This window comes from Cupriavidus sp. SW-Y-13, from assembly GCF_009793345.1.
Taxonomy (GTDB): domain Bacteria; phylum Pseudomonadota; class Gammaproteobacteria; order Burkholderiales; family Burkholderiaceae; genus Cupriavidus.
The window spans coordinates 2,748,446-2,773,299 of the sequence record NZ_WHLX01000001.1 but is presented as its reverse complement, the minus strand read 5'-3'; the positions used below and the strand labels follow the sequence as shown (position 1 = coordinate 2,773,299).

Here is a 24,854-nt window from a genome sequence, read left to right as displayed (position 1 = left end):
GACGCCCCGATGCCTCGCCCGACCGTCGTCGTGACGCGACCTGCCGGGCAGTCCCGGCAATTGACCGAAGCGCTGCAAGCCGCCGGTCTGGATGTACTGGGTTTTCCGCTGTTGGCGATCGGCCCTGTTGCGGATGACACTGCCATGCGCGATGTGCTGGCCCGGCTGGCCGAGTACGCGCTGGTGGTGTTCGTGAGCCCGAACGCGGTGTCGTTCGCGTTCGATGCGCTCGCACAGGTGCAAGGCACCACTGGCGCCGCGCAATGGCCGGTGGCGGTGCCCGTGGCCGTGGTGGGGCCATCGAGCGTGACCGCGCTGGCCGAGCGCGGCGTGACGGCGCCAACGTATCGGGTGATCGCGCCGGCCGGCGCTCAGGCCAGTCCCGAGCAGTCCCCCGAAGTGCCGCGCTTCGATTCCGAGGCGCTGTGGTCCGAACTCGACACCACGCCAGGTGCCTTCTCGGGCCGGCGTGTCCTGATCATCCGGGGCAACGGCGGCCGCGATTGGCTTGGCGACCGCCTGCGCGAAGCGGGCGCCACGGTGGATGCCGTGGAAGCCTATAGCCGCACGCTGCCCGAGCCCACCACCATGCAGTGGCAGGCGGTGCGCGACAGCCTCAAGCCCGCCGCGCCCCCCTACGCCTGGTTGCTGACCAGTTCCGAAGCGGTGCGCAACCTCGACGCGCTGGCGCGGTTGCACCTGTCGCCTCAGGAATACGAGCGCCTGAAGCAGGTGCAGTGCATTGCGCCCCATGCGAGAATTGCCACGCAAGCCCTGACACTCGGCTTTGCGCACGTGCTGCCTGCCGGACCCGGCGATGCCGGACTGCTGGCCGCCTGTACGCAATGGAGCAATGCCCATGCAGGGCCGGCCACGCCGGTGGCGACGCCGCCTGTGCAGACCGCGGCAAGCGCGGTGTCGACGGCAGAGCCGGCATCTGCCGCAACCCACGAATCAACCGGATCGCCCAGATCCACGACAACGAAGGCCGAACGCGTGACGCCAGACACTACGTCCTCCTCGTCCAGCCATGCCGCATCGTCTGCATCCTCGCAATCGACCAGTGCGACGGGTGCGTCGGGTGCAGCCGCCCATTCGATGAATCCGCCGCACGCAGCGCCCGGGGCTTCCCGCCGGATATCGCCGTGGTGGCCGGTGGCGGCGCTACTTGTGATTGCCATCGCCGCCGGCTTCTGGTGGCTCCAGATGCGGGTCGAACACCTGACCACGGAACTCGCCCGGCGCCAGCAAAGCAACGACGCGATGGTGCAGGAAACGCGCGTGCTCTCGAAGAACGCGCAGGACATCGTCAAGGAGTTGCAGGCGAAGGTCGGCGCGCTCGACGGACAGGTCGTGGAAGCGCGTGACAAGCAGGCCGCGCTGGAGCAGGTCTACCAGGACCTGATGCGCAATCGCGACGACTGGGAAATCGCGGAAATCCAGCAGTTGCTGACCAATGCCGGCCAGCAGCTCCAGCTCACCGGCAATGTCCAGGTGGCACTGGCGGCGCTGCAGAGCGCTGATGCCCGCCTGGCGCGTTCCGACAAGCCGCAGTACAACCAACTGCGCCGCGCCATCGCCCGCGACATTGCGCGGATGAAGGCCGTGCCCGATACCGACCTGACTGGCGCCGCGATCAAGCTCGACGAATCGATCAACCAGATCGATGCATTGCCGCTGCTGTCCGGCGAACAGATGCTCGACCGCACGCCGGGCGAAGGCCGCCACGCGGCGAAGGGTGCCTCGGCGCCTGCCGCCAGTACGGCTGCCCCGGCCGGCAATGTGCTGACGCGTACGTGGGACTACATCGTGTCCGAACTGGGTCACGTGATCCGCGTGCGCAAGGTGGACGATACCAACGCCTTGCTGCTGTCGGGCGACCAGGGCTGGTTCCTGCGCGAGAACGTCAAGCTGCGCCTGCTCAATGCGCGGCTGGCGCTGCTCTCGCGTAACGAGCCCGTGTTCCGCAATGACCTGGCGGCTGCCCAGGCGATGATCGGGCGCTATTTCGATACGCGCTCGCGCCGTGTGCAGGGCGTGCTGACGCTGCTCAAGCAGTCGCAGGCCAGCGCCGTCACCGTGTCGCTGCCGACGATGGCCGAAAGCCTCAGCGCGCTGCGCGCCCTGAAAAAGGAGTAGCCGCATGCGACTGCTTTTCTGGGTAGCTGTCCTCTTTGGCGGCGCGGTGGGACTGGCGCTGTTCACGCAGTTCAATCAGAGCAACGTGGTGCTGTTCTACCCGCCGTACCGGGTGGAAATGTCGTTGAACCTGACACTGGCGCTGCTGCTGCTGGTCTTTTTCGTGATCTGGACGATCATGTCGGCGTTCCGTCATCTCGCCGAGATGCCGCGCCGTGCCGCGGCCTATCGCGAACGCAGCCGCATGAGCAAGGCCCAGGCCGCGCTGCGCGAATCCATCGAAAACCTGTTCGCGGGGCGCTTCGCGCGAGCCGAACGGGCTGCCAAGGAAGCTCAGGTCTGGCCGGAGCAGGCGCAGACCGCCGCGCTCGTGGGCGCGCGTGCCGCGCACCGGATGCAGGAATCGGGGCGCCGCGATGCCTGGATGGCGCAAGTGACCGATCCTGATCGGGAGCAGGCCCGGCTGGTGTCGATGGCCGAACTGCTCGTCGATGCACGCGATGCCGAGGGTGCGCTTGAGACTATCGCTCAATTGCAGGAGAAGGGCGGTCGCCAGATCCACGTGCAGCGCATCGCGCTGAGAGCGCACCAGCATCTGAAGAACTGGACCGAAGTGCTGCGGCTGGCGCGCTCGCTCGAGAAACGCAACGCGCTGCATCCGGTGCTGGCGCTGCGGCTCAAGCAGATGGCCGTGGAGGCGATGCTGGAAGAGCGTCGCCATGACGCTGAGTCGCTCTATCACTTCTGGCGCTCACTGTCGGCCGATGAACGCCACGCGGTGCGCATCGCCGAACAGGCCGCACGCTATTTCTCGGCGCTGAACCGTCAGACCGAGGCGCGCCGCATCATCGAGGAAGCGCTCAAGGTCAATTGGGACAGCCGCCTTGTGCAGCGCTACGCCGACTGCGCGGAGCCCGGCAAGGCGCTGCCGCAGATCCAGCAGGCCGAACGCTGGCTCGTCGATCACCCCAACGATGCCGATCTCTACTACACGCTCGGGGTGCTATGCCTGGGCGAACAGCTCTGGGGCAAGGCACAGTCGAACTTCGAACGTACGCTGAAATACGCCGACCGCGACAGCCAGCGCCGCATCTGCGTGCGCGCGCATCTGGCGTTGGCGCGGTTGTTCGAGGAAACGGAACGGCCCGAGGAAGCGCAGAAGCATTATCGGGAAAGTGCGATGCTGGCGGCTTGATCGCCGCTTTTCCCGCTGTTGGTTTTCTCCCCTCTCCCGCTTGCGGGAGAGGGGAGAAAACCGAGAGGCGGCGAAAACTCTTCACTCTTCCCGCACCTTCGGCCCCTTCACCTTCCCATACCGTTCCAGCGTCTCCATCCGCGCCACGCTGTGCTGCACGATGGGCCTCGGATAGTTCTCGCCCAGCCGGACCCCCGCAGCCGCCAGCACCTCATCCGGCGCTGTCCACGGCGCATGCACATATCGATCCGGCATCTCGGCCAGCACCGGCAGATACTTGCGAATGAACTGGCCTTTCGGGTCGAACTTCTCCGATTGCGTGACCGGGTTGAAGATACGGAAATAGGGCTGGGCATCGCAGCCGGTGGAGGCCGCCCATTGCCAGCCGCCGTTGTTCGATGAAAACTCGAAATCGTTGAGCTGGTCGGCAAAGTATTGCTCGCCCGCGCGCCAGTCCACGCCCAGGTCCTTGACGAGGAAACTGGCCACCACCATGCGCAGGCGGTTGTGCATGTAGCCGCTCTGGTTGATCTGCAGCATGGCCGCATCCACCAGCGGGTAGCCAGTCTGGCCCTGGCACCACGCGTCGAGATACTCCTGGGTCGTGTCGGCATCCACCCACTGCAGCGCGTCGTATTCCGGATGGAAGCACTTGCCTTCGGCCACGCGCGGATGGTGGTGCAGGACCATGAAATAGAAATCTCGCCAGATCAGTTCGGACAGCCAGACGGCCGCGCCGGCGCTGGCCACGCCACCGTCGCGCACGGCTTCGTGGGCGGCGCGCACCAGCGTGCGGATCGAGATCGTGCCGAAGCGAAGGTGAACAGACAGGTAGCTTGGGCCACGCACCGCCGGGAAATCGCGCCGGTGCCCGTAGTCGCCAATCCGTCCCATGAAGTCATCGAGCAAGGCCCGGGCGCCGTCGCTGCCTGTGGGCAAGGCGATATCGGCAAGATTGGTCGGCGCGAAACCCAGCGAGGCCAGCGCAGGCAGGGCATGGCGATGGGCCGATGGCACCGGCGCGAGCGCTTTCGCATATGGTTCGACCGGATACTCCCGCAAGTCGAACGGCTGCACGGCCTTGAGCCACGCGTTCTTGTACGGCGTGAACACGCTGAACGGCTTGCCTTGCCCGGTCAGGATCTCGTCGGCCTCGAAGATGCACTGGTCCTTGAACGTCAGCAGATGGCGCGCGTCCCGGGCCAGCGCTTCGCGCACTGCTGCATCGCGATCGTTGGCAGCAGGTTCGTAGTCGTGGTTGGCGAAGACGACCTCGATGCCGAGTTCGGCGGCAAGGCTGGGGATGGCCTCGCGCGCTGTGTCATGGAGCACGATCAGGCCGCCGCCGGCCTCGGTCAGCGTCTGGCGCAGCGGTTCCAGTGACCGCAGGATGAACTCGACGCGACGATCCTGCTGGAGTCCGCGTTCAAGCAAAGGGTCCAGGATCTCGCGGTCGAAAACGAAGGCGCACCATACCTGGCGGCAGTGCTTGAGGGCATAATGCAGCGCCGCATGGTCGTCGGCGCGCAGGTCGCGCCGGAACCAGACCAGTCCGCGGTCATAATCCCGGTCGATCCGGTACGGCAGGCGCCCGGTGGCTGCGCTTGCGTCAGTGGAAGATTGAGGTGATCTCGGCATCGCCGTAACCTAACATAGCCACCAGTCATTCCGTATTTGAAGAGTTTTCCCATGGCCATCACACTCGACCGCATCCTTCAATCCCAGGGCTTTGGCACACGTCGCTATTGTGGCGATCTCGTGGAGGCCGGGCTGGTGGAGGTCAATGGCGAGCTGTGCGAGGACCCGGGCGCGCGCTTCGACGTGGATGGCCTGCGCCTGACCGTCGATGGCGAGGAATGGCTGGCTTGCACCAAGGCTTACCTGATGCTCAACAAGCCCACGGACTACGAGTGCTCGCAGAAGCCGCGCCACCATCCGAGCGTCTACAACCTGCTGCCGGTGCCGTTGCGCCAGCGTGAGGTGCAGGCCGTGGGGCGGCTCGATCACGACACCACGGGCCTGCTGCTGCTGACCGACGACGGCCAGTTCATCCATGCCCAGACTTCGCCCAAAAAGCAGGTGCCCAAGGTCTACGAAGTGACCACATTCGACCCGGTCACTCCCGAGCAGGTCGAGGCACTACGCACCGGCGTCAAGCTGGACGACGAGCCAGCCCCGATTGCCGCCGATGCCTGCGAGGCCATCGGCGAACGCACGCTGCGCCTGACGTTGATGCAAGGCAAGTATCACCAGGTCAAGCGCATGGTGGCCGCCGCAGGCAATCATGTGACGGCGCTACACCGGAGTCACATCGGCAATCTGGCCCTGGACCCGGCGCTCAAGCCCGGCGAATGGCGCTGGCTGACGGCCGAGGATCTGGCCGCGCTGAAGCCGTCGGCGGGTTGATGGGCTTCCGTTTCCGAGTTGGCCGAAGTGCGGAAAGCGTTGTTCGGACACAGAACATTTACGCAGAAGTCGGGCGTTGATTTGGTAGAATGCAAGCCATGGCGACGCCCGAAGCTCACATCAATCTCACCAATCAGTTCCTGATTGCCATGCCCGGCATGGCCGATCCGACGTTTTCGGGTTCCGTTGTCTACCTTTGCGAGCATAACGAGCGCGGCGCGCTTGGGCTGGTGATCAACCGGCCGATCGATATCGACATGGCCACGCTGTTCGAGAAGATCGATCTCAAGCTCGAAATCCAGCCTGTCGCCCATCAGCCGGTCTACTTTGGCGGCCCGGTGCAGACCGAGCGCGGCTTTGTGCTGCATGACCCGGTCGGCAGCTATGTGTCGTCGCTGGCGGTGCCCGGCGGGCTCGAAATGACGACCTCCAAGGACGTGCTCGAGGCCGTGGCCAATGGCAGCGGCCCGCATCGTTTCCTGCTGACGCTCGGCTATGCTGGATGGGGCGCAGGGCAGCTGGAGGAAGAGCTGAGCCGCAATGGCTGGCTGACTGTCCAGGCCGATCCCGAGATCATTTTCAGCGTGCCGCCCGAGGATCGCTTTGCGGCGGCCGTTCGCCTGCTGGGCATCGATGTGGCGATGCTGTCGGGCGAGGCAGGGCATGCCTGAGTTGCCGGGGCGCGAGACGCCCCAGGACGGCACCGTGCTCGCGTTCGACTACGGCGAGAAAAAAATCGGCGTGGCGCTCGGTAATTTCATCACCCGGCAAGCACGCGCCCTCACCATCCTTCCCAATATCACGGTCGATGGCCGCTTCGAGGCAGTTGGCGCGCTGATTCGCGAGTGGACGCCTGTGCGCCTCGTGGTCGGCCTGCCGATCAACCCCGATGCTGGTGCCGATGACGCCGAACAGGCCTCGATGCGACTTGCACGCCGCTTCGGTAATCAGTTGAATGGCCGCTTCGACCTGCCGGTGGAATGGGTGGACGAGCGCTATTCCTCGCGCGCGGCGTCCATGGCGGGCGCCAAGCGCGGAGCGCTGGACGCCGAGGCCGCCCGGATCATCCTGCAACAGTATTTCGACGAACTTCCGCTATGAACCAGACCTCCACTCCCGACGCCGAGGCGCTGTACCACGCGCTGCGCGACCAGGCCCAGGCCCTGATGCCGTCCAGCGACCGTGCGCGCTGGTCGGTGGCTGGCATCCACTCTGGCGGCGCCTGGATTGCCGAGCGTCTGGCTGCGGATCTGAACCTGGGCGGCCACGGCGTGATCAACGTGGCCTTCCATCGCGATGACTATGCGAAAAAGGGTCTTCATAGTCAGGCGCAATCGACCACGCTGCCATTCGACGTGCAGGATCGCAACGTCCTGCTGATCGACGACGTACTGGCCACCGGCCGCACGATCCGCGCCGCGGTCAACGAACTGTTCGACTACGGGCGCCCGGCCCGCGTGGCGTTGATGGTGCTTGCGGACCGTGGTGGCCGCGAGTTGCCGTTCGCTGCCGAGTTTGCCGCCACCACTGTGGACCTGCCGCAAGACAAGACACTGGTGCTGTCACACCAGGGTGAGGGCGCCGCCATGCGTTTTGCCTTCGCCACTGAAGCGCGCACCTGAGCGCCGAGCCGGTGTCAACCGGCACCGCCCCTTGCGCGTCAAGCACCCCAGCCATACCTAGACCGAATCCAGCGCCCGACCCACCTGCCATGACCAAGACGTTCCGCAACCCGCAGCTCACCAAGAACGGAGAGCTCAAGCACTTGTTGTCGATCGAAGGGTTGTCGCGTGACATGATCACGCACATCCTCGACACCGCCAGCCAGTTCGTATCGCTGTCGGATTCCGACCGCGAGGTCAAGAAGGTGCCGCTGCTGCGCGGCAAGAGCGTGTTCAACCTGTTCTTCGAGAATTCGACGCGGACCCGTACCACGTTCGAGATCGCCGCCAAGCGGCTGTCGGCGGACGTGCTGAACCTGAACATCAACGCATCGTCGACGAGCAAGGGCGAATCGTTGCTCGACACCATCAACAACCTGTCGGCGATGTCGGCGGACATGTTCGTGGTGCGCCACGCCAGTTCCGGCGCCCCGTACCTGATTGCCGAGCACGTGGCGCCACACGTCCACGTGATCAACGCCGGCGACGGCCGCCATGCGCACCCGACGCAGGGTCTGCTGGATATGTACACCATCCGGCACTTCAAGAAGGATTTCACGAACCTGACGGTTGCCATCGTCGGTGACATCCTGCACTCGCGCGTGGCCCGTTCTGACATCCACGCGCTGACCACCCTGGGTGTACCTGAAGTGCGAGCCATCGGTCCCCGTACGCTGCTGCCCTCGGGGCTGGAGCAAATGGGGGTGCGCGTCTTCCACAACATGGAAGAGGGACTGAAGGGCGTGGATGTGGTGATCATGCTGCGCCTGCAGAACGAGCGGATGAGCGGCGCGCTGCTGCCGTCCGCGCAGGAGTACTTCATGGCGTATGGCCTGACGCCGGAGCGGCTGGCGCTGGCGAAGCCCGACGCTATCGTGATGCATCCCGGTCCGATGAACCGCGGCGTGGAGATTGACTCCGCCGTGGCCGACGGCCCGCAGTCGGTGATCCTGAACCAGGTCACGTTCGGCATCGCCGTGCGCATGGCAGTCATGGGAATCGTGGCTGGAAATAACGACTAGGAAGCACTATCAAAATGATTCTGGCGTCGTTGCGCGACCTTGCCGTACCACTTGTACTGTCTGCGGTCGCGCGCCTAGCCATAACCGCTTCGCTTCCTTTTGATAGCGCCTCCCAAAGCGAACAACGAAAACCGAACCAGACATGAAGATTCACATCCAGGGTGGCCGCCTGATCGATCCGGCCGCAAACCTCGACGCCGAGCAGGACCTGTTCATTGCCGCCGGCAAGGTGGTGGGCGTCGGCAAGGCGCCCGCCGATTTCCATGCGAACAAGACCATCGACGCACGGGGCATGATCGTGTGTCCGGGTCTGGTCGACCTCTCCGCGCGGCTGCGCGAGCCGGGCTTCGAGCACAAGGCGACGCTGGAATCCGAAGTGGCCGCGGCGTCGGCCGGTGGTGTTACCAGCCTGATCTGCCCGCCCGATACCGATCCGGTGCTCGATGAACCCGGTCTGGTCGAGATGCTCAAGTATCGCGCTCGCAAGCTGAACCAGACACACGTGCATCCGCTGGGTGCACTGACCGTGGGGCTGAAGGGCACGACGCTGACGGAGATGGGCCAACTGACCGAGGCCGGCTGCGTGGGCTTCAGCCAGGCTGAGGAGCCGATCCAGGACACGAAGGTGCTGCTGCGCGCGATGCAGTATGCCCAGACGTTCGGCTTCACACTCTGGCTGCGTCCGGAAGACCCGTTCCTGGGAGGTGGCGTGGCGGCGAGCGGCGCCGTGGCGTCGCGGCTGGGTTTGTCAGGTGTGTCGGTCATTTCCGAAACGGTGCGCCTGCATACGATCTTCGAACTGATGCGCAGCACCGGCGCGCGCGTGCATCTGTGCCGCCTCTCGTCCGCCGCGGGTCTGGAGCTCGTCCGTCAGGCGCGCAAGGAAGGTCTGCCGGTGACGTGCGACGTGAACATCCACCACGTGTCGCTGACCGACATGGACATCGGTTTCTTCAACAGCCAGATGCGTTTCACGCCGCCGCTGCGTAGTGGCCGCGACCGCGACGCGATCGTTGCCGCGCTGGCCGATGGCACCATCGACGCGCTGTGCTCCGACCATACGCCGGTGGACGACGACGAGAAGCTCCTGCCGTTCGCCGAGGCCACGCCTGGTGCAACCGGGCTGGAACTGCTGCTGCCGCTGACGCTGCGCTGGGCTGCCGAGCACAAGGTGCCGCTGGTCAAGGCGCTGGCTCGCATCACCAGTGAGCCTGCTCGCGTGGCTGGCCTGCAGGCCGGTGCCCTGGCAGCGGGTGGCGCGGCAGATATCTGCGTGTTCGATCCGAAACTGGTCTGGAAGGTGGAACGCAATGTGTTGAAGAGCCAGGGCAAGAACTCGCCATGGCTCGGCTACGAGATGGAAGGGCGCGTGCGAGTGACGCTGGTCGGCGGCCAGGTCGTCTACGAGCAGCGCTGAAGCGAGTCGCCAGGCGCTGAACAAGGATCGGGATTCGACGATGATCTGGTTACGCAAGCTGCGACTCGGGCTGCATCTGTTGCACGCAATGCTCCTTTGTCTCACGGTCTTCCCGTGGGCAAACACTCACACCCGTGAACGCCTGATCCGGGCCTGGTCGCGCAAGCTGCTGGCGCTCTGCAACATCGAGGTCGAGGTGCAGGGCCTGCCGCCCGGGCAAGGCGCCCCGCGTGGGGCCATGCTGGTGTCGAACCACATTTCCTGGCTCGATATCTACGTGATCCACAGCTGGCAACCCGTGCGCTTCGTGGCCAAGTCCGAAATCCGTAGCTGGCCGGTGGTCGGGTGGCTTTGCGACAAGACCGGCACCATCTTCATCGAACGTGGCCGAAAGCGCGATGCCCACCGTGTGCTGCATCACATCACCGAGGTCATGCAGCAGGGCGACCTCGTCTGCGTGTTTCCCGAAGGCACCACCACGGACGGCAGCCACGTGCTGCCCTTCCACGCCAACCTGATGCAGGCACCCGTCGCCGGCGGATTGCCGGTGCAGCCGGCAGGGCTGAGCTACGTGGATGCCGCCACCGGCAAGCCGACCCTGGCGCCGGCATACATCGACGATATCTCGCTGGGGCAATGCCTGGACGCCATCCTGAGGTCACCGCCGATCAAGGCCCGGCTGACGTTTGGTCCGCAGTTGATGGCGCATTCGGCCAGCCGAAGGGAGCTGGCGGAGGCGGCGCGGGAGGTGGTGGTGTGTCTTAGCGCGGGGGATCAGGGCAGCGCTCGGGATCGCGCCCAGGCGTTCCAGCCGACTGATTCGCCTGATCACGGCCTCGGTGCAAGTCTGACGGCTGCTTCGTAGGCAACGTATGGGTGTTCCGCCAGGCGGCCACCGCTAACTCGATCCTCTGACTTGGGGTTGTATCAAACTTCCGCCACTCCAGTATTCCTCGATATTTCAGCTTCGAAACTTCGAGTGTATTGTTTGTCGTTTGTAAGAGGGCACGTAGTTTTCAATGTACCTCACAAATTCTGACGAGCAATGCATTCAGAGCGCGGGAAGGAATCGCAGGTGGCCGGCGGCCAGTCGACCGACTTCACAAAGGTTACCGAAATTGTTCTGACGTGGACTAAGTCCCATATTTGGGTCTTTTCTTTCACGGCTGGACTGTCTACGGCACTTCTGGTAGCCGTGCTTTTTCTCGCATTTCGCGGATATCAGAGCGAGGGCTTTCTGCAGGCGAACCGGCTTCTGAGCGAGTTCAACATCCAGCGTCCAGCACTGGAAGACAGGGCCAACCTGTTGCGATACCTGCAGTACCACAATCAGATGGACGATCCCAATGCCTCCTTTCTACTGCAAGAGATCGGGTCCGGCATGATGCAGAAGCAGGTCAGGACCACGCTGACCTATTCGAAGGAAGATCTGCGCTATCTGTCGGAGGCTAAGGCTCCGCTTGCTGCGAGTGTTCTCGGTCTGGGTATTAGGTTCACGGCTGGTTCGGCAGAGGATGCCGCCGCGCGCGTGCAACTCATGGGGGAGTACTTGCGCGACAGCATGCTGCGCCTTGAGCTCCTGCAGAGCATCCGGGCTGGCGTGGCATCGGCTAGATCCCAGAAGCAATTGCTAGACAATCAGTTGATTGCCAAGCGGCTGGAGCTGGATGACGCTACCCGCAAATTTGAAGCGCTCAAATCCATCGCCGCGAAATATCCGGAAGCGTCCCGCAACGATCCTCGCCAGTTGCTTTCTTCCGATACTGACAGCTCGCGCTACCTGCCTCCTGTCATCCAATTGATCGGAGCGGAGTCTAATATCGCCGATCTCCGTATTGCAGTAGCCTCGCTCGAGCGCCATGTCGCGCAGAACGCATTGCGCCTCGACTTCTATACCCGCGCCAATCAGATCGATGCTGCAGCGCCGACGGGCCTGACGATGCTGGCTGCCTTCAAGGCTTTGAAGATCGAGGTATTTGAAACGGCGAATCTTGATGACGATCCGGTGCGCGAAGTCGTCAACAATATCAGGATCGTCCTGGAATCGCTGCAGGCAAAGCACGTGACAGGCACTAGCTTCACGTTCGGGCCGACAAAGCCCCAGCATCGCTCGGGTCCGAGGCCCCTCGTGCTGCTGGTGCTGGCATTGGTGTTCGGCAGCTTATTTGCCGGATTGGCCGTGGTGGCGTTCGAGCGAGTGTTTGGCCGTAGCATCGAAGCTCCGCTCCGGGCACGGATGCAGCGCTGAATCATAAATTGAGCGGGTCGCGGTATTCCGGGCAATCCACCTGGACGACGGTGCGATCATCGGGGTTGGCGACCAGACGCGCGGCAGACAGCCTGCCGCCCCAGACGCAGCCGGTGTCCAGGGCCATCACGTCGGAGCGCATCAACAATCCAAGAGTAGACCAATGCCCACATACGACCGTGACATCCCGGGTCTTGCGATCTGGTACGTCAAACCATGGCATGAGACCGGCCGGAGCGTTGTTGAGCCCTTCCTTGGTTTTCAGGTCCATGACGCCGTCGGCGGAGCAAAATCGCAAGCGCGTCAGCGCGTTGACGATGGCTCGGTGACGTTCGATACCGCGCAGACTTTTCTTCCAGCGGTCAGTAGCATTGCCAAACACGTCCGCCAGAAAGCCCTGCCAGTTGCTGCCTTGGAGTTCGGCCTCGACCTCGCGCGACAGATCCACGACTTCGTCGGCGCTCCACTCGGGCAGCACTCCGGCGTGGAGAATCAGAAAGTCTTGCTCTCGAATCGCTAAAGGTTGATGTCGTAACCAAGTTGTTAAAACGTCACAATCTGCTGCGGCGAGAATATCGTCAAGGGTGTCGGACTTGCCCTTTTTCCGTACTCCGGCCGCCACGGCGAGCAGATGAATGTCGTGGTTTCCTAGGACCGTGCGGCTGTTCTGCCCAAGGCCGGCAACGATTCGGAGGGTTTCCAGGGAGGCTGGGCCCCGGTTGACAAGGTCGCCGACGAAGCGCAGAGGCGCATTGGGCGGCAGCTTGGTCATGAGCTGTTTCAGGGAGGCGGCGCACCCCTGAATGTCACCGATCGCAAACGGGGCCGGGGGGGGTGAAGGGTTTAAGGACATCTATAAGTGCTGGGTATATTGAAAGGCCTGCTAGGAAAAGTGACGATTTTCCCGAACCTATAATTGATTCTGCCATTCGTTACAAGGCGCAACAAAAAGTTAAGTTCCACCGCCGGGATGGACTGCGGGGTCAGATAGAATAGCGCCACCTTCCAATAGGACGAAAAAAAGGGCCGCTATTCCCCACTGGAACAAGCGGACACCCGACTATTGTCGGGCACTCGAAACATATCGATAAGTAGGGAGCAGAGTTTTGTCGCACATTCTTGTCACTGGCGGGGCTGGGTTCATCGGGGCAAATTTTGTCCTCGATTGGCTGGCACAGCCGGGCGCAGACGGCGTGGTCAACGTCGATAAGCTGACCTACGCAGGCAACCTCAAGACACTGGCTTCGCTCGAGGGCGATGCCCGGCATGTCTTCTCGCAGACCGATATTTGCGACCGTGCCGCCCTGGACCGTTTGCTGGACGAACACACTCCGCGCGCCGTGCTGCATTTCGCGGCGGAAAGCCATGTCGATCGATCGATCCATGGGCCGGGTGATTTCATCCAGACCAACATCGTTGGAACGTTCACGCTGCTCGAAGCCGTGCGTGCCTACTGGAACCGGCTCGATGGCGACGCGAAGGCCAATTTCCGCTTCCTGCACGTCTCTACCGACGAAGTCTTCGGATCGCTGGGTCCTGCAGACCCTCAGTTCTCGGAGACCACCGCCTACGCGCCAAACAGCCCCTACTCGGCCTCGAAGGCCGCGTCGGACCATCTCGTCCGCGCCTATCACCACACGTATGGGCTGCCCGTCGTCACCACGAACTGCTCGAACAACTACGGCCCGTATCACTTCCCCGAGAAGCTGATTCCGCTGATGATCACCAATGCCCTCGCCGGCAAGCCGCTGCCTGTGTATGGCGATGGTCTGAACGTGCGTGACTGGCTCTACGTGCGCGATCACTGCAGCGCGATTCGCGAGGTATTGGCGAAGGGACGGCTGGGCGAGACCTACAACGTGGGCGGATGGAACGAGATGTCCAACCTCGATGTGGTGCACACGCTGTGCGACCTGCTCGACGAACTGAGCCCGAAGGCCACGGGTTCCTACCGCGACCAGATCACGTTCGTGAAGGATCGGCCGGGCCACGATCGCCGCTATGCAATCGACGCGAGCAAGCTGGAGCGCGAACTTGGCTGGAAGCCCGCCGATACGTTCGAAACCGGCCTGCGCAAGACCTTGCAGTGGTATCTCGACAACCAGGCATGGGTGCAGGACGTTGTTTCCGGGGATTACCGGAACTGGGTGGCGAAGCAATATGCCGAATAAGCTGTCCTCGCCTCCCACCATCCTTGTAACAGGAAGCAACGGCCAGGTCGGTTTCGAGCTGCGCCGCAGCTTGGCACCGCTCGGCAACGTGGTTGCGCTCGATCGCGCGGCATGTGATCTGTCGCAGCCGGAGAGAGTGCGGCAGATCGTACGAGATCTTCGCCCGGCCGTCATCGTCAATGCCGCGGCCTACACGGCAGTGGACAAGGCTGAAAGCGAACCTGAGCGAGCGTTCGTGATCAATGGCACTTCAACTGGTGTCCTCGGCGAGGAAGCGCGCGCACTGGGCAGTCTGCTGGTTCACTATTCCACGGATTACGTGTTCGATGGCACGGGCATTGGGGCCTATGTCGAGACTGATGCAGTCAATCCGCAATCGGTCTACGGCAAAAGCAAGCTTGCAGGAGAGCGTGCCATTGCCGAATCGGGGGCGCATGCGCTGGTATTGCGGACTTGCTGGGTGGCGGGCGCACATGGCGGGAATTTCGCTAAGACGATGCTGCGGCTGGCCAGCGAGCGCGACAGCCTGCGCGTGATCGCCGACCAGTTTGGTGCGCCTACCACCGCCGGCCTGATTGCCGATGTGACCGCCCAGATTGTTGCCCGACACTGGTTGGCGGCTTCTCCCGACGCCTTCCCCTCCGGTCTCTACCATCTGGCTGCCGCAGGTGAGACCAGTTGGCATGGCTATGCCGTAGAAGTGCTGCGCTACGCGCGGCAACTCGGCGTTGACTTGAAAGTGGCTCCGGAGCAGGTGGAGGCAATACCCGCGACGGCGTACCCGTTGCCCGCGCAGCGGCCCGCGAATTCTCGGCTCGATACCACGCGCCTGCGGGAAACCTTCGGCATATATCTTCCCGGCTGGGAGCAGGGCGTTCACCACCTGCTCGACCAAATCGTTCAGTAACGGACATCTACATGCGCAAAGGCATCATCCTGGCCGGAGGTTCCGGCACACGGCTCTATCCGATCACCAAATCTTTGTCGAAACAGCTATTGCCCGTTTACGACAAGCCGATGATCTATTACCCGCTCTCTACACTGATGTTGGCGGGCATTCGTGACATCCTGATTATCTCGACGCCGGAAGATACGTCGCGTTTCGCCGATCTGCTGGGTGACGGCAGCTCACTTGGCATCAACCTGCAATACGCAGTGCAGCCGAGTCCCGATGGCCTTGCACAGGCATTCACCATAGGCGAGAACTTTATCGGCAACGCGCCGAGCGCTCTGGTGCTGGGCGATAACATCTTCTACGGGCACGATCTGCAGGGCTTGCTGCATGACGCAGACCAGCAGAGTGAAGGTGCCACCGTATTTGCCTATCACGTTACAGATCCCGAGCGATATGGCGTGGTAGCATTCGACAAGTCCGGCAAAGCCGTATCCGTCGAAGAAAAGCCAAAGACCCCGAAGAGCAACTTCGCGGTGACCGGGCTGTATTTCTACGATAATGACGTGATCGATATTGCCAAGGCGGTCAAACCCAGCGCGCGCGGCGAGTTGGAAATCACTGCAGTCAACCAGGCCTATCTAGACCGCGGTCAGCTCAACGTGCAGATCATGCAGCGCGGATTCGCGTGGCTCGATACAGGCACGCATGAAAGCCTGCTGGACGCAGGACAGTTCATCGCCACGCTGGAGCATCGACAGGGACTGAAAATCGCTTGTATTGAGGAGATTGCGTGGCGCCAGGGTTTCATTGATGCGGAGGCTTTCGAAAGGCTGGCGCAGCCGTTGGCAAAAAGCACATACGGGCAATATATGTTGCGCCTGCTCAAGGATGGGGTGCCCTCGTGAATGTCATCGCCACATCTATTCCGGAAGTCCTGATTCTGGAGCCGAAAGTATTCGGCGACGAGCGCGGATTCTTCTTCGAGAGCTTCAATCAGAAGGCTTTCGACGCAGCAACGGGCCTCAATGTCGGCTTCGTGCAGGACAACCACAGCCGTAGTGCCAGGGGCGTGCTGCGCGGCTTGCATTATCAGGTCCAGCAGCCGCAGGGCAAGCTGGTCCGCGTGGTGCGTGGCGCGGTGTTTGACGTGGCCGTGGATGTTCGTCCGGCTTCGCCTCATTTCGGCCAGTGGGTCGGCGCGGAACTGAGCGAGGAAAACCAACGCCAGTTCTGGGTGCCGCCCGGTTTTGCGCATGGGTTCCTCGTGCTAAGCGAGAGTGCTGATTTCCTCTACAAGACCACCGACTATTACGCACCGCAATTCGAGCGGTGCATCGCCTGGGACGATCCTGACCTGGCCATCGCATGGCCGGGCGACGTGACGCCGATACTGTCGGCGAAAGACAAGGCTGGCAAGAGGCTCCGCGAGGCGGATGCCTGCTGACGGGACGGCTGGGCAGGGTCCGCCATGCAAGGCGACTCGGGTCCGGCCATTTTTGCGGCTATCTATGATCAAGCACACTCGGAACCTTCTCTCTCTGGTCATGATCCAGGGGTCCAATGCAGCGTTGCCGCTGCTGGTGTTCCCGTATGTGCTCGGTGTGGTGGGTGCACAGCACTATGCCGATATCGTGGTCACCGAGGCGTTTTCGGTGCTCCTCATCACGGTAATCCTGTATAGCTTCGAGATTGACGGCGTGGCAGCGGTCACCGGACTCCGGCCCGAACGTGACCGGGCACAACTCTCAAAGATCTTCTCTCGCATTCTCGTCTTGCGGATGACGCTCTTCACGGTGGCGGCGCCCATGCTCGTGGCCGGCCTGTCGCTATTTCGGCCGGAACTGACGCATATCGCGGCATGGTGGATGCTGATCCCGCTCAGCTACGCCCTGCAGCCTACCTGGCTCTATCAAGGACTGCAGGCCAACGGCATACCAGCCGTCTGCACGTTGCTGAGCCGGGCAGTGGCAGTCGTGCTGATTCTTCTGTTGGTGAAGCGCCCCGATGATTTTCTGCTGGTGCCAGCGATCATGGGCGTGATGTATGCCCTGGGGTCGGTTGCCATGCTTGCGTTCGCCATGGCCGGCCTGGGTATTCGTCCGACGCGAGTCCGTTGGGGGGAGCTCATGCAGATGATCCGCGCCGGGAAGGAAATCTTCCTGGGCAATGTCGGCGTGGCGTTGTACCGGGATTCGAACGTACTGCTGCTGGGTTTCCTGGGCTTGCACGGCGCGCCGATCGCCGCCTATTCGCTTGCCGAGAAAACTACCAAGGCGGTGCAGGCGGTTATTCGACCGCTCAACCAGTTGTTCTTTCCGAAGGCCGTACTTGTGACGCAGGCAGCGAACAGTCCCAACCGCGATGTGTTCGTACGATTGTTGAGGCTGACCTGGCCGCAACTGGGAGCGCTTGTGACGATCTGGCTCGCGCTCATGGCGGCGGTACCGATTCTCAGGCAGCACGTTCCGGCAATCGGGCAGATTCAGGAGCTGGACCAGGTCATGCTCTTCATGTCGCTGATGGCGCTGGGCACCCTGTTCGGCGTCTGCAACTTTATGTTTGGCAGTGCTGGCCTGAATACCCTGGGGCAGAAACGCGCCTTGCTGGGCGGCATTCTGTTCGCGGCAGTGGTCAGCGTGATCGCAACCGCTACGCTGGGGGGGGTGTACGGTGCCATCGGCGCGGCCATCAGCTTCACGCTGTCAGAGGGCGTGTTGTTTGCGACGATTGCCCGGAAATATTATCGGGGCGAGCGCCTCGTTAACGTGGCGTCATGATGATGGAAAAGCTCATGGCGCTCTCATTCAGCCTGATGATCCTGGGCCAGGCAATGGCCTTGCGCCTCTACGCCGGTACGTGGATTGTCCCCGGTTGCATCTTTGGGCTGTTCTGGTTCCTGTATACGTTTGTACCATTACTATTCCTGTGGGATGTTCCGGCCAACGTATATGCCGTGGCGTATATTTTTGTGGCGTGCCTGGTGTTTTCCTTGGGCGCTCTTCCGTTTCGCTGGCGCCTGGGATTTGAGATGCGGGCCAAGAACGCCGGTGCACTGAACTACGGCAGTCCGTTCATGTTGCGAGCGTTCTATGTGACCAGCATGATCACGGCCGTCAGCCTGATCATCGACCTTCACATCCAGGGCGTCTCACTTAAGCAAGTCGTCACCAATCCGCTTGCCATCGCCGGCGCGATGACAGCCAAGCGCTACGGCGCCGAACTGGTGCCCAATCTTTTTGCGCAGCTAAGTTTCGTGCTGCAGTATCCCAGTGCAATTTTGGGCGGTTTCATATATTCGACGCGTGAGGTAGGTGTCCGCCGCTGGAGCATCTTATTACTTACGTTCCTGCCGTCCATCCTGGCGATGGTGCTGCAGGGCGCCAAGGGAAATCTGTTTCTCGTACTCGTGTTGTTCTGGGCGGCCACACTGGTCTGCAAGGTCAACCGCGGCAAACTTGCCTTGTTCGGGGTGCAGGACCTGCGCCGGGCCGCACCGTATGCTGCGGTCATCTTCGGACTCGTCCTTCTGGCGATGGCCTCCCGTGGGTTGCTCGACTCCTCCGGGGACGTCAAGGCGGCGTTGGTACGCTTGGTGGCGTCCTATGCCACGGCACACATGTATGCGTTCTCCGACTGGTTCGCCCATTTGGTGGGACACGGCGGCACGCTGCCATACGTGGATAATCTTGGCGATTACGGGATCTACACTTTTACACCGGTGGCGCGGCTGCTTGGCAATGACACGCCACTGCCAGCGGGTGTGTACGAGGAGTACTTTGCCTACGGCGATGTGATCCAGACCAACATCTACACGATGTTCCGGGGTCTGATCAATGATTTTGGCCTGTCGGGTTCGCTGATCGTCATGCTTCTGGCAGGTTCGGCAATCCACGTGGCGTACTGGATTTTTCTGATGTCGAAGTCGCCGTCTTTTTCGACGTCAATATTCATCCATTCGATTGGATATTTTTACACATCGTTCATTATTAGCCTCCTGATTTGGAACAGCATATACGCGAGCATTTTGATAACAGCGTTGCTCTGCTTCTTCGGTCGGTATTTCGGGGGTGGCGAGGTACCTGCACCATGCGGCCGCGGGCCAGCTGGCGGTTGAATTTCTGAGGAATGCGATGAAATTAGGTTATGTTTGCACCAATTATAATAACAGCGCCTTTACACGGACGGCCGTGGAGACGCTGTTGCGGAATGTCGGTCATGAAATCGAGGTGATGGTTGTCGATAATAACTCCGATGCTGCCAATGTCGAGCTGCTGAAGGGCCTTCAGGCGGATTTTCCTAACATCGAGTTGCAGTTGAATCAGGACAATCTTGGATATTTCCCGGGGCTCAATGTCGGAATTCGTGCCCTGCGGCAGCGCAGGCCGGATATCGAATGGATGGTGATTGGAAATAACGATCTGGAATTTGCATCGGATTTTATCGAAAGGCTGGACAGGAATACCGAGCGTCTCAAGGCGTATCCGGTAGTATCCCCTGATGTAGTGACGCTTGATGGTGAACATCAGAATCCTCACGTGATCGCGAGTATCAGCAAGTTGCGTGAATTGTTTTACGACGCTTACTACTCGAACTATCACCTCGGCATGGCGATGTTGAAGCTGGCCATGATGTTCCGCTCGGTATCCGACCGTACGGACGAGCAGCAATGGGAGACGGCCCAGTCGATCTATCAGGGGCATGGCTCGGTGTACATCATGGGTCCGGCATTCTTCAGGGAGTTTGGCGAACTCTGGGCTCCGACTTTCATGATGTCCGAGGAGTATTTCCTCAGCAAGCAACTATCTGACGCGGGGTATCAGGTTTGGTACGATCCCTGTCTTCAGGTGGTTCACCACTACCACGGGGCGCTTGCAACACTTCCAAGCCGGCGTCGGTGGGAGATGGCGCGGGACGCGCATCGCGAATACCGCAAGTACGTCCGGGTCCTCGGCTGAAACATCGCCTGTTTTACAGAAGAATTGAGTGTCCGCGCCAGGGATGGCGCGGGAGAAACTTTAGATCGGGATTTCTTATATGCGGCAGTATCAGGTTTGCACCAATTGTGTGATGGACACGAGCGATTCGCAGATCGTGTTCGACGATAAAGGCGTGTGCGATCACTGCAACGGCTTTAAGACCGATGTTTTGCCCAACTGGCATCCGGACGATACCGGCAAGGCGATGTTTCGCGAAGTCGTCGAGAAGATCAAGGCCGAAGGCAAGGGCAAGGAATTCGACTGCATCATGGGGATGAGTGGTGGACTGGACAGCTCGTACCTGCTGCATCTGGCTGTGAGTGAATTTGGCCTGCGCCCGCTGGTGTTCCACGTCGATGGTGGGTGGAATACGGACATTGCGGTAAACAATATTCAGGTCATCGTCGACAAGCTCGGTCTGGACCTGTACACCGAAGTGATCAACTGGCAGGAAATGAAGGATTTCCAGCTGGCGTTTTTCAAATCGGGCGTCTCGCATCTCGATATTCCGCAGGACCACGCATTCGTAGCTACGCTGTATCATTTTGCGAACAAGCACAATATCAAGTACATCCTCAACGGCGGCAATTTTGCCACCGAATGCGTGCGAAACCCCAAGGAGTGGCTGTACTACGGTACGGATATGGCCCAGCTGAAGGACATTCATCGCCGTTTTGGCACGCGTGAGCTGAAGACCTATCCGTTCAGCAGCATCCTGTTCCACAAGGTCTACCTTCGTTATATCAAGGGTGTGCGCGTGGAAAAGCCGCTGAACTACCTGCCGTACACGAAGGAAATCGCCTCCAAGACCCTCGCGGATGTCTATGGCTGGCGGCCGTATCCGCAAAAGCATTTCGAATCGCGGTTTACGCGCTTCTACGAGGGTTACTGGCTTCCTACGCGCTTTGGCTACGACACCCGGCGCGTGCAGTACTCCAGCCTGATCCTCACCGGTCAAATGACGCGGGAAGAGGCCCTGTCCAAGCTGGAGAAGCCAGCGTACGACCCGGTCACGATCGATGAGGATTTCGAGTACATCGCCACCAAGCTGGGTATTTCGGTAGACGAGCTGCGGCACTATCACGAGATGCCGAAGAAAACCTATCGGGATTATCGCAACCAGGAGTGGCTGTTCGACCTCGGTGCGAAGACGCTGAAGATGCTGGGCATCGAACGGGCGGTGAAAAGATGATAGCCATCATTGACTATGGTTCCGGCAACGTCAGTGCCATTGCGAATATCTACAAGAAACTGAAGGTCGCGCACGTCATCACTGGCGACGCGGCGGAGCTTGCCGCGGCCGAGCGTTATGTTCTGCCAGGCGTCGGCGCGTTCGATACGACGATGGATTACCTGCGCGATTCGGGCATGGTGGAACTGCTCAACGAACAGGTTCTTGTGAAGAAGAAAAAGGTACTGGGTATCTGCGTTGGTATGCAGATCCTTGCCGATTCCAGCGAGGAGGGCGTGAAGCCGGGACTGGGCTGGATTCCGGGGCGCGTGCGAAAGATCGACGCGAGCACGCTCACCAGTTCACCGAAACTGCCGCACATGGGCTGGAACTCATTGTCTACGAAGTCGGCCGAAGCGCCGTTGCTGCAAGGTGTGGACCTGCAGCAGGGCTTCTATTTCCTGCATAGCTTCTACTTTGATGCGCAGGATTCTGCCGATGTATCCGCCACGGTCCGCTATGGCTCGGATCTTCCGTGCAGCGTCTTCCGCGACAACGTCTTCGGCATGCAATTCCATCCCGAGAAGAGCCATGCCAATGGTGTGGCGGTATTCCGTAATTTTGCCGAGCTTTGACCATGTTGCGCTCCCGAATCATCCCATGTCTCTTGATGCATGACGGTGGCCTCGTCAAGACCCGGCAGTTCAAGGACGCAAAGTACGTCGGCGATCCGCTGAATGCGGTCAAGATCTTCAACGAGAAGGAAGTCGACGAACTGATGTTCATCGACATCGATGCCACGGTCGAAGGCAAGGTGCCGAATTTCGAGCTGCTGCGCAGCTTGGCGGTGGAGTCGCGTATGCCACTTGCGTATGGCGGCGGGGTTTCCAGCGCCGCCCAGGCAGCAAAGATCATTGCCCTGGGGTTCGAGAAGGTGTCGATCAGCGCGGCGGCCGTAGAGCGCCCGGAGTTGATTCGGGAGGTGGCTGAAGCCATTGGCGCGCAGAGCGTGGTCGTGACGCTGGACGTTAGGAAGAACAAGCTGCTGGGCGGCTATACCGTCTATACGCACAACGGCCGGGAAAAACACAAGCTGAACCTGATCGACTTCTGCCAGAAGGTGGCGGAACTCGGTGCGGGAGAAATCACGATCAATTCCATCGATCGGGACGGCGAGATGGCTGGCTATGATCTCGCTCTCGCCAAGCAGGTGCGCTCGGCGGTGACGACACCGCTGACATTCGTGGGCGGCGCGGGGAGCACCGACGACATGCAGGTGCTGATCGATTCGGTGGGCGTGGTTGGCGCGGCGGCCGGCAGCATGTTTGTATTCAAGGGGCCGTATCGCGCGGTGCTGATCAACTACGCGCGTCCAGCCAAGGGCGCCTGAGGCGATTTCCAGGAATTTCGATGAAGCAGATTTTGCAAGACATGGGCAAGGGCGCTACCTATATCGCGGAAGCGCCCGCGCCCTCAGCAGGCCGCGATGGTCTGCTCGTCCATACCTCTGTCAGCCTGATTTCCGCTGGCACGGAGCGGATGCTGGTGGGTTTCGGCCGCGCGTCGTATCTGGAGAAAGCACGCCAGCAGCCGGAAAAGGTTCGCATGGTGCTGGAAAAAGTCCAGACGGATGGCCTGTTGACGACCGTGGATGCCGTACGCTCGAAGCTCGCCCAGCCATTGCCGCTGGGATACTGCAACGTTGGCCGTGTGGCGGAGGTGGGCGTTGGCGCAGACGGATTCAAGACCGGCGATCGCGTGGTTTCCAACGGTCCGCATGCCGATGTGGTGAAGGTGCCCAAGAATCTGTGCGCCAAGGTGCCTGACGAAGTCGATGACGAAGCGGCTTCCTTTGTCGTAGTGGCCAGCATCGGTCTGCAGGGCATGCGTCTGGCCGCGCCAACGCTGGGCGAAGCATTTGTCGTCGTTGGTGCGGGATTGATCGGTCTGTTGACGGTGCAATTGCTGCGCGCTCACGGATGCCGTGTGCTGGCAATCGATTTCGACGAGAGCAAGCTGGAACTGGCGCGTCAATTCGGTGCGCAGACCTGCAATCCCGGTGCTGGTGAAGACGCCGTTTCTGCCGGCATGGCTTTCAGCCGTGGCCATGGCGTCGACGGCGTCATCATCACGGCCTCGACCAAGTCCACCGATCCGGTGACGCAGGCCGCGCGCATGTCGCGCAAGCGTGGGCGGATCGTGCTCGTGGGCGTCACGGGCCTAGAGCTGAATCGCGCGGATTTCTACGAGAAGGAATTGTCCTTCCAGGTCTCGTGCTCGTACGGACCGGGTCGATACGACCCGAGCTACGAGGAAAAGGGCAACGACTATCCGATTGGATTCGTGCGCTGGACCGAACAACGCAATTTTGAAGCAGTGCTGGACATGATGGCCAGCGGGCAGCTCGACGTAAAGTCATTGGTAACGCGCCGTTACGCCTTTGAAGAGGCAGCGCAGGCCTACGACCAACTGACGGCCGACAAGTCGGCGTTGGGCATCCTGCTGCAATACAAGTCGGCTCCTGAAACCCGCATGTTGCGTTCGGTGCCACTCGGTCCGAAGCCGGCCTATGACACGAAGCGGCCGGTGCTTGGTTTCATTGGCGCAGGCAACTATGCATCGCGCATGTTGATCCCGGCATTTAAGGCGGCCGGCGCGCAATTTCAGAGCATTGTCACCGCGGGTGGGGTCAACGGTGTGATCCACGGCGAGAAGGCTGGTTTTGCCGAAGCGTCGACAGATCTGGCGGACATGCTGGCGAACGACCAGATCAATACCGTAGCCATCGTTACCCGGCACGACACGCATGCACGGTTTGTTGCGCAGACCCTGGCCGCAGGCAAGCACGTGTTTGTCGAAAAGCCACTCGCCATCGACATGGATGGGCTGGCTCAGGCCCAGCGCGCCTTTGACGATGCGCGGGAACGTCAGCCTGAGCGCGCGCCGCAGATCATGGTGGGATTCAACCGCCGTTTCTCGCCGCAGGTCCAGAAGATGAAGGCGCTGCTGGCTTCGGTCAAGGAGCCCAAATCGTTCATCATGACGATGAATGCTGGCGCAATCCCGCCGAATCACTGGACGCAGGACAATGCCGTGGGCGGTGGCCGCATCATCGGCGAAGCGTGCCACTTCATTGACCTGATGCGCTTTCTGGCGGATTCGCCGATCGTCTCGGTCCAGGCGCGCCGGATGGGAGATACACCCGGTGTGGCGATCACCGAGGACAAGGCATCCATTACGCTGGGCTTCGAGGATGGCTCGTTCGGCACGATCATGTATCTGGCCAATGGCGCGGCCAGTTTTCCAAAGGAGCGGGTCGAGGTGTTTGCTGCAGGCCGTGTCCTGCAGCTCGATAATTTCCGCAAGCTCAAGGGTTTTGGATGGCCAGGTTTCCGCAAGATGAGTTTGTGGCGCCAGGACAAGGGCCAGAACGCCTGTGCAGCGGCGTTCCTCTCCGCAATCGAAAGTGGCACGCCGGCGATTCCGTCGGATGAGATTTTCGAGGTGGCGCGGGTGAGCATCGAGGTGGCGGAACTGCTCCGCCGCCAATGAC

Annotated in this window: 23 protein-coding genes; 21 read left to right on the top strand and 2 right to left on the bottom strand. The window is 61.3% G+C overall.

From position 1 onward, the window contains the following. Positions 1 to 9 precede the first annotated feature (9 nt). Both hemDX and GA566_RS12375 read left to right on the top strand, forming a co-directional pair. Positions 10 to 2,139 (top strand): fused uroporphyrinogen-III synthase HemD/membrane protein HemX, encoded by a 2,130-nt coding sequence (gene hemDX, locus GA566_RS12380; protein ID WP_137927269.1) that lies wholly within the window; start codon positions 10 to 12, stop codon positions 2,137 to 2,139. 4 nt (positions 2,140 to 2,143) lie between these two features. Beyond that, complete coding sequence (locus tag GA566_RS12375) at positions 2,144 to 3,334, top strand: heme biosynthesis protein HemY (RefSeq protein WP_137927268.1); 1,191 nt, start codon at positions 2,144 to 2,146, stop codon at positions 3,332 to 3,334. A gap of 81 nt (positions 3,335 to 3,415) precedes the next feature. Here GA566_RS12375 and GA566_RS12370 read toward each other — a convergent pair whose 3' ends face one another. Then, positions 3,416 to 4,972, bottom strand: coding sequence for a deoxyribodipyrimidine photo-lyase (locus tag GA566_RS12370; RefSeq protein WP_160472884.1), 1,557 nt, complete (start codon positions 4,970 to 4,972; stop codon positions 3,416 to 3,418). A 51-nt stretch (positions 4,973 to 5,023) separates the two neighbouring features. Between GA566_RS12370 and GA566_RS12365 the strand changes: the two genes are divergently transcribed. The 8 genes from GA566_RS12365 to GA566_RS12330 all read left to right on the top strand — a co-directional run bounded on the left by GA566_RS12365 (position 5,024) and on the right by GA566_RS12330 (position 12,088). Further along, positions 5,024 to 5,740, top strand: a complete 717-nt coding sequence (locus GA566_RS12365) for a pseudouridine synthase (RefSeq protein WP_137927266.1) — start codon at positions 5,024 to 5,026, stop codon at positions 5,738 to 5,740. A 98-nt stretch (positions 5,741 to 5,838) separates the two neighbouring features. After that, on the top strand, positions 5,839 to 6,411 hold the full coding sequence (locus GA566_RS12360; protein WP_160472883.1) for a YqgE/AlgH family protein: 573 nt from the start codon (positions 5,839 to 5,841) through the stop codon (positions 6,409 to 6,411). After that, complete coding sequence (ruvX, locus tag GA566_RS12355; protein WP_160472882.1) at positions 6,404 to 6,841, top strand: Holliday junction resolvase RuvX; 438 nt, start codon at positions 6,404 to 6,406, stop codon at positions 6,839 to 6,841. The genes GA566_RS12360 and ruvX overlap by 8 nt, the downstream gene beginning before the upstream one ends. Beyond that, positions 6,838 to 7,362, top strand: a complete 525-nt coding sequence (pyrR, locus tag GA566_RS12350; RefSeq protein WP_160472881.1) for a bifunctional pyr operon transcriptional regulator/uracil phosphoribosyltransferase PyrR — start codon at positions 6,838 to 6,840, stop codon at positions 7,360 to 7,362. Before ruvX ends, pyrR begins: the two co-directional genes overlap by 4 nt. 89 nt (positions 7,363 to 7,451) lie before the next feature. Then, on the top strand, positions 7,452 to 8,423 hold the full coding sequence (locus GA566_RS12345) for an aspartate carbamoyltransferase catalytic subunit (protein WP_137927262.1): 972 nt from the start codon (positions 7,452 to 7,454) through the stop codon (positions 8,421 to 8,423). A 142-nt stretch (positions 8,424 to 8,565) separates the two neighbouring features. Next, the gene (locus tag GA566_RS12340) at positions 8,566 to 9,840 is read left to right on the top strand and encodes a dihydroorotase (RefSeq protein WP_160472880.1); all 1,275 of its coding nucleotides are present in this window, start codon (positions 8,566 to 8,568) and stop codon (positions 9,838 to 9,840) included. 40 nt (positions 9,841 to 9,880) lie between these two features. Beyond that, positions 9,881 to 10,705, top strand: coding sequence for a 1-acyl-sn-glycerol-3-phosphate acyltransferase (locus GA566_RS12335; RefSeq protein ID WP_137927260.1), 825 nt, complete (start codon positions 9,881 to 9,883; stop codon positions 10,703 to 10,705). Between the two features lie 210 nt (positions 10,706 to 10,915). Further along, complete coding sequence (locus GA566_RS12330) at positions 10,916 to 12,088, top strand: hypothetical protein (protein ID WP_160472879.1); 1,173 nt, start codon at positions 10,916 to 10,918, stop codon at positions 12,086 to 12,088. A 1-nt stretch (position 12,089) separates the two neighbouring features. On the opposite strand, the gene GA566_RS12325 is transcribed toward GA566_RS12330, so the two are convergent. Beyond that, positions 12,090 to 12,941 carry a symmetrical bis(5'-nucleosyl)-tetraphosphatase gene (locus GA566_RS12325; RefSeq protein WP_137927258.1) on the bottom strand — a complete coding sequence of 284 codons (852 nt, stop codon included), beginning with the start codon at positions 12,939 to 12,941 and terminating at the stop codon, positions 12,090 to 12,092. Between the two features lie 253 nt (positions 12,942 to 13,194). Here GA566_RS12325 and rfbB point away from each other — a divergent pair, with 253 nt between their 5' ends. The 11 genes from rfbB (at position 13,195) to GA566_RS12270 (ending at position 24,853) form a co-directional block, all read left to right on the top strand. Further along, positions 13,195 to 14,259 carry a dTDP-glucose 4,6-dehydratase gene (rfbB, locus tag GA566_RS12320; protein WP_137927257.1) on the top strand — a complete coding sequence of 355 codons (1,065 nt, stop codon included), beginning with the start codon at positions 13,195 to 13,197 and terminating at the stop codon, positions 14,257 to 14,259. Beyond that, positions 14,249 to 15,166 (top strand): dTDP-4-dehydrorhamnose reductase, encoded by a 918-nt coding sequence (rfbD, locus tag GA566_RS12315; RefSeq protein WP_137927256.1) that lies wholly within the window; start codon positions 14,249 to 14,251, stop codon positions 15,164 to 15,166. Before rfbB ends, rfbD begins: the two co-directional genes overlap by 11 nt. A gap of 11 nt (positions 15,167 to 15,177) precedes the next feature. Continuing rightward, positions 15,178 to 16,059, top strand: coding sequence for a glucose-1-phosphate thymidylyltransferase RfbA (rfbA, locus tag GA566_RS12310; RefSeq protein WP_137927255.1), 882 nt, complete (start codon positions 15,178 to 15,180; stop codon positions 16,057 to 16,059). Continuing rightward, complete coding sequence (gene rfbC, locus GA566_RS12305) at positions 16,056 to 16,598, top strand: dTDP-4-dehydrorhamnose 3,5-epimerase (RefSeq protein WP_137927254.1); 543 nt, start codon at positions 16,056 to 16,058, stop codon at positions 16,596 to 16,598. Before rfbA ends, rfbC begins: the two co-directional genes overlap by 4 nt. Further along, on the top strand, positions 16,588 to 17,931 hold the full coding sequence (locus tag GA566_RS12300; RefSeq protein ID WP_137927253.1) for an oligosaccharide flippase family protein: 1,344 nt from the start codon (positions 16,588 to 16,590) through the stop codon (positions 17,929 to 17,931). Before rfbC ends, GA566_RS12300 begins: the two co-directional genes overlap by 11 nt. Next, a complete protein-coding gene (locus GA566_RS12295; protein ID WP_137927252.1) occupies positions 17,928 to 19,268 on the top strand; it encodes an O-antigen polymerase in 1,341 nt (446 codons plus the stop codon). The genes GA566_RS12300 and GA566_RS12295 overlap by 4 nt, the downstream gene beginning before the upstream one ends. A gap of 16 nt (positions 19,269 to 19,284) precedes the next feature. Further along, positions 19,285 to 20,109: a glycosyltransferase family 2 protein gene (locus tag GA566_RS12290; protein ID WP_137927251.1), complete on the top strand. Its 825-nt coding sequence runs from the start codon at positions 19,285 to 19,287 to the stop codon at positions 20,107 to 20,109. A 79-nt stretch (positions 20,110 to 20,188) separates the two neighbouring features. Further along, positions 20,189 to 21,322: an N-acetyl sugar amidotransferase gene (locus GA566_RS12285; protein ID WP_137927250.1), complete on the top strand. Its 1,134-nt coding sequence runs from the start codon at positions 20,189 to 20,191 to the stop codon at positions 21,320 to 21,322. Beyond that, entirely contained in the window at positions 21,319 to 21,936 is a 618-nt protein-coding gene (gene hisH, locus GA566_RS12280; RefSeq protein ID WP_160472878.1) for an imidazole glycerol phosphate synthase subunit HisH, read from the top strand. Before GA566_RS12285 ends, hisH begins: the two co-directional genes overlap by 4 nt. Positions 21,937 to 21,938: 2 nt before the next feature. Further along, positions 21,939 to 22,691 (top strand): AglZ/HisF2 family acetamidino modification protein, encoded by a 753-nt coding sequence (locus GA566_RS12275; RefSeq protein WP_137927248.1) that lies wholly within the window; start codon positions 21,939 to 21,941, stop codon positions 22,689 to 22,691. Positions 22,692 to 22,711: 20 nt separating this feature from the next. Continuing rightward, entirely contained in the window at positions 22,712 to 24,853 is a 2,142-nt protein-coding gene (locus GA566_RS12270) for a bi-domain-containing oxidoreductase (protein WP_160472877.1), read from the top strand. Position 24,854 lies beyond the last annotated feature (1 nt).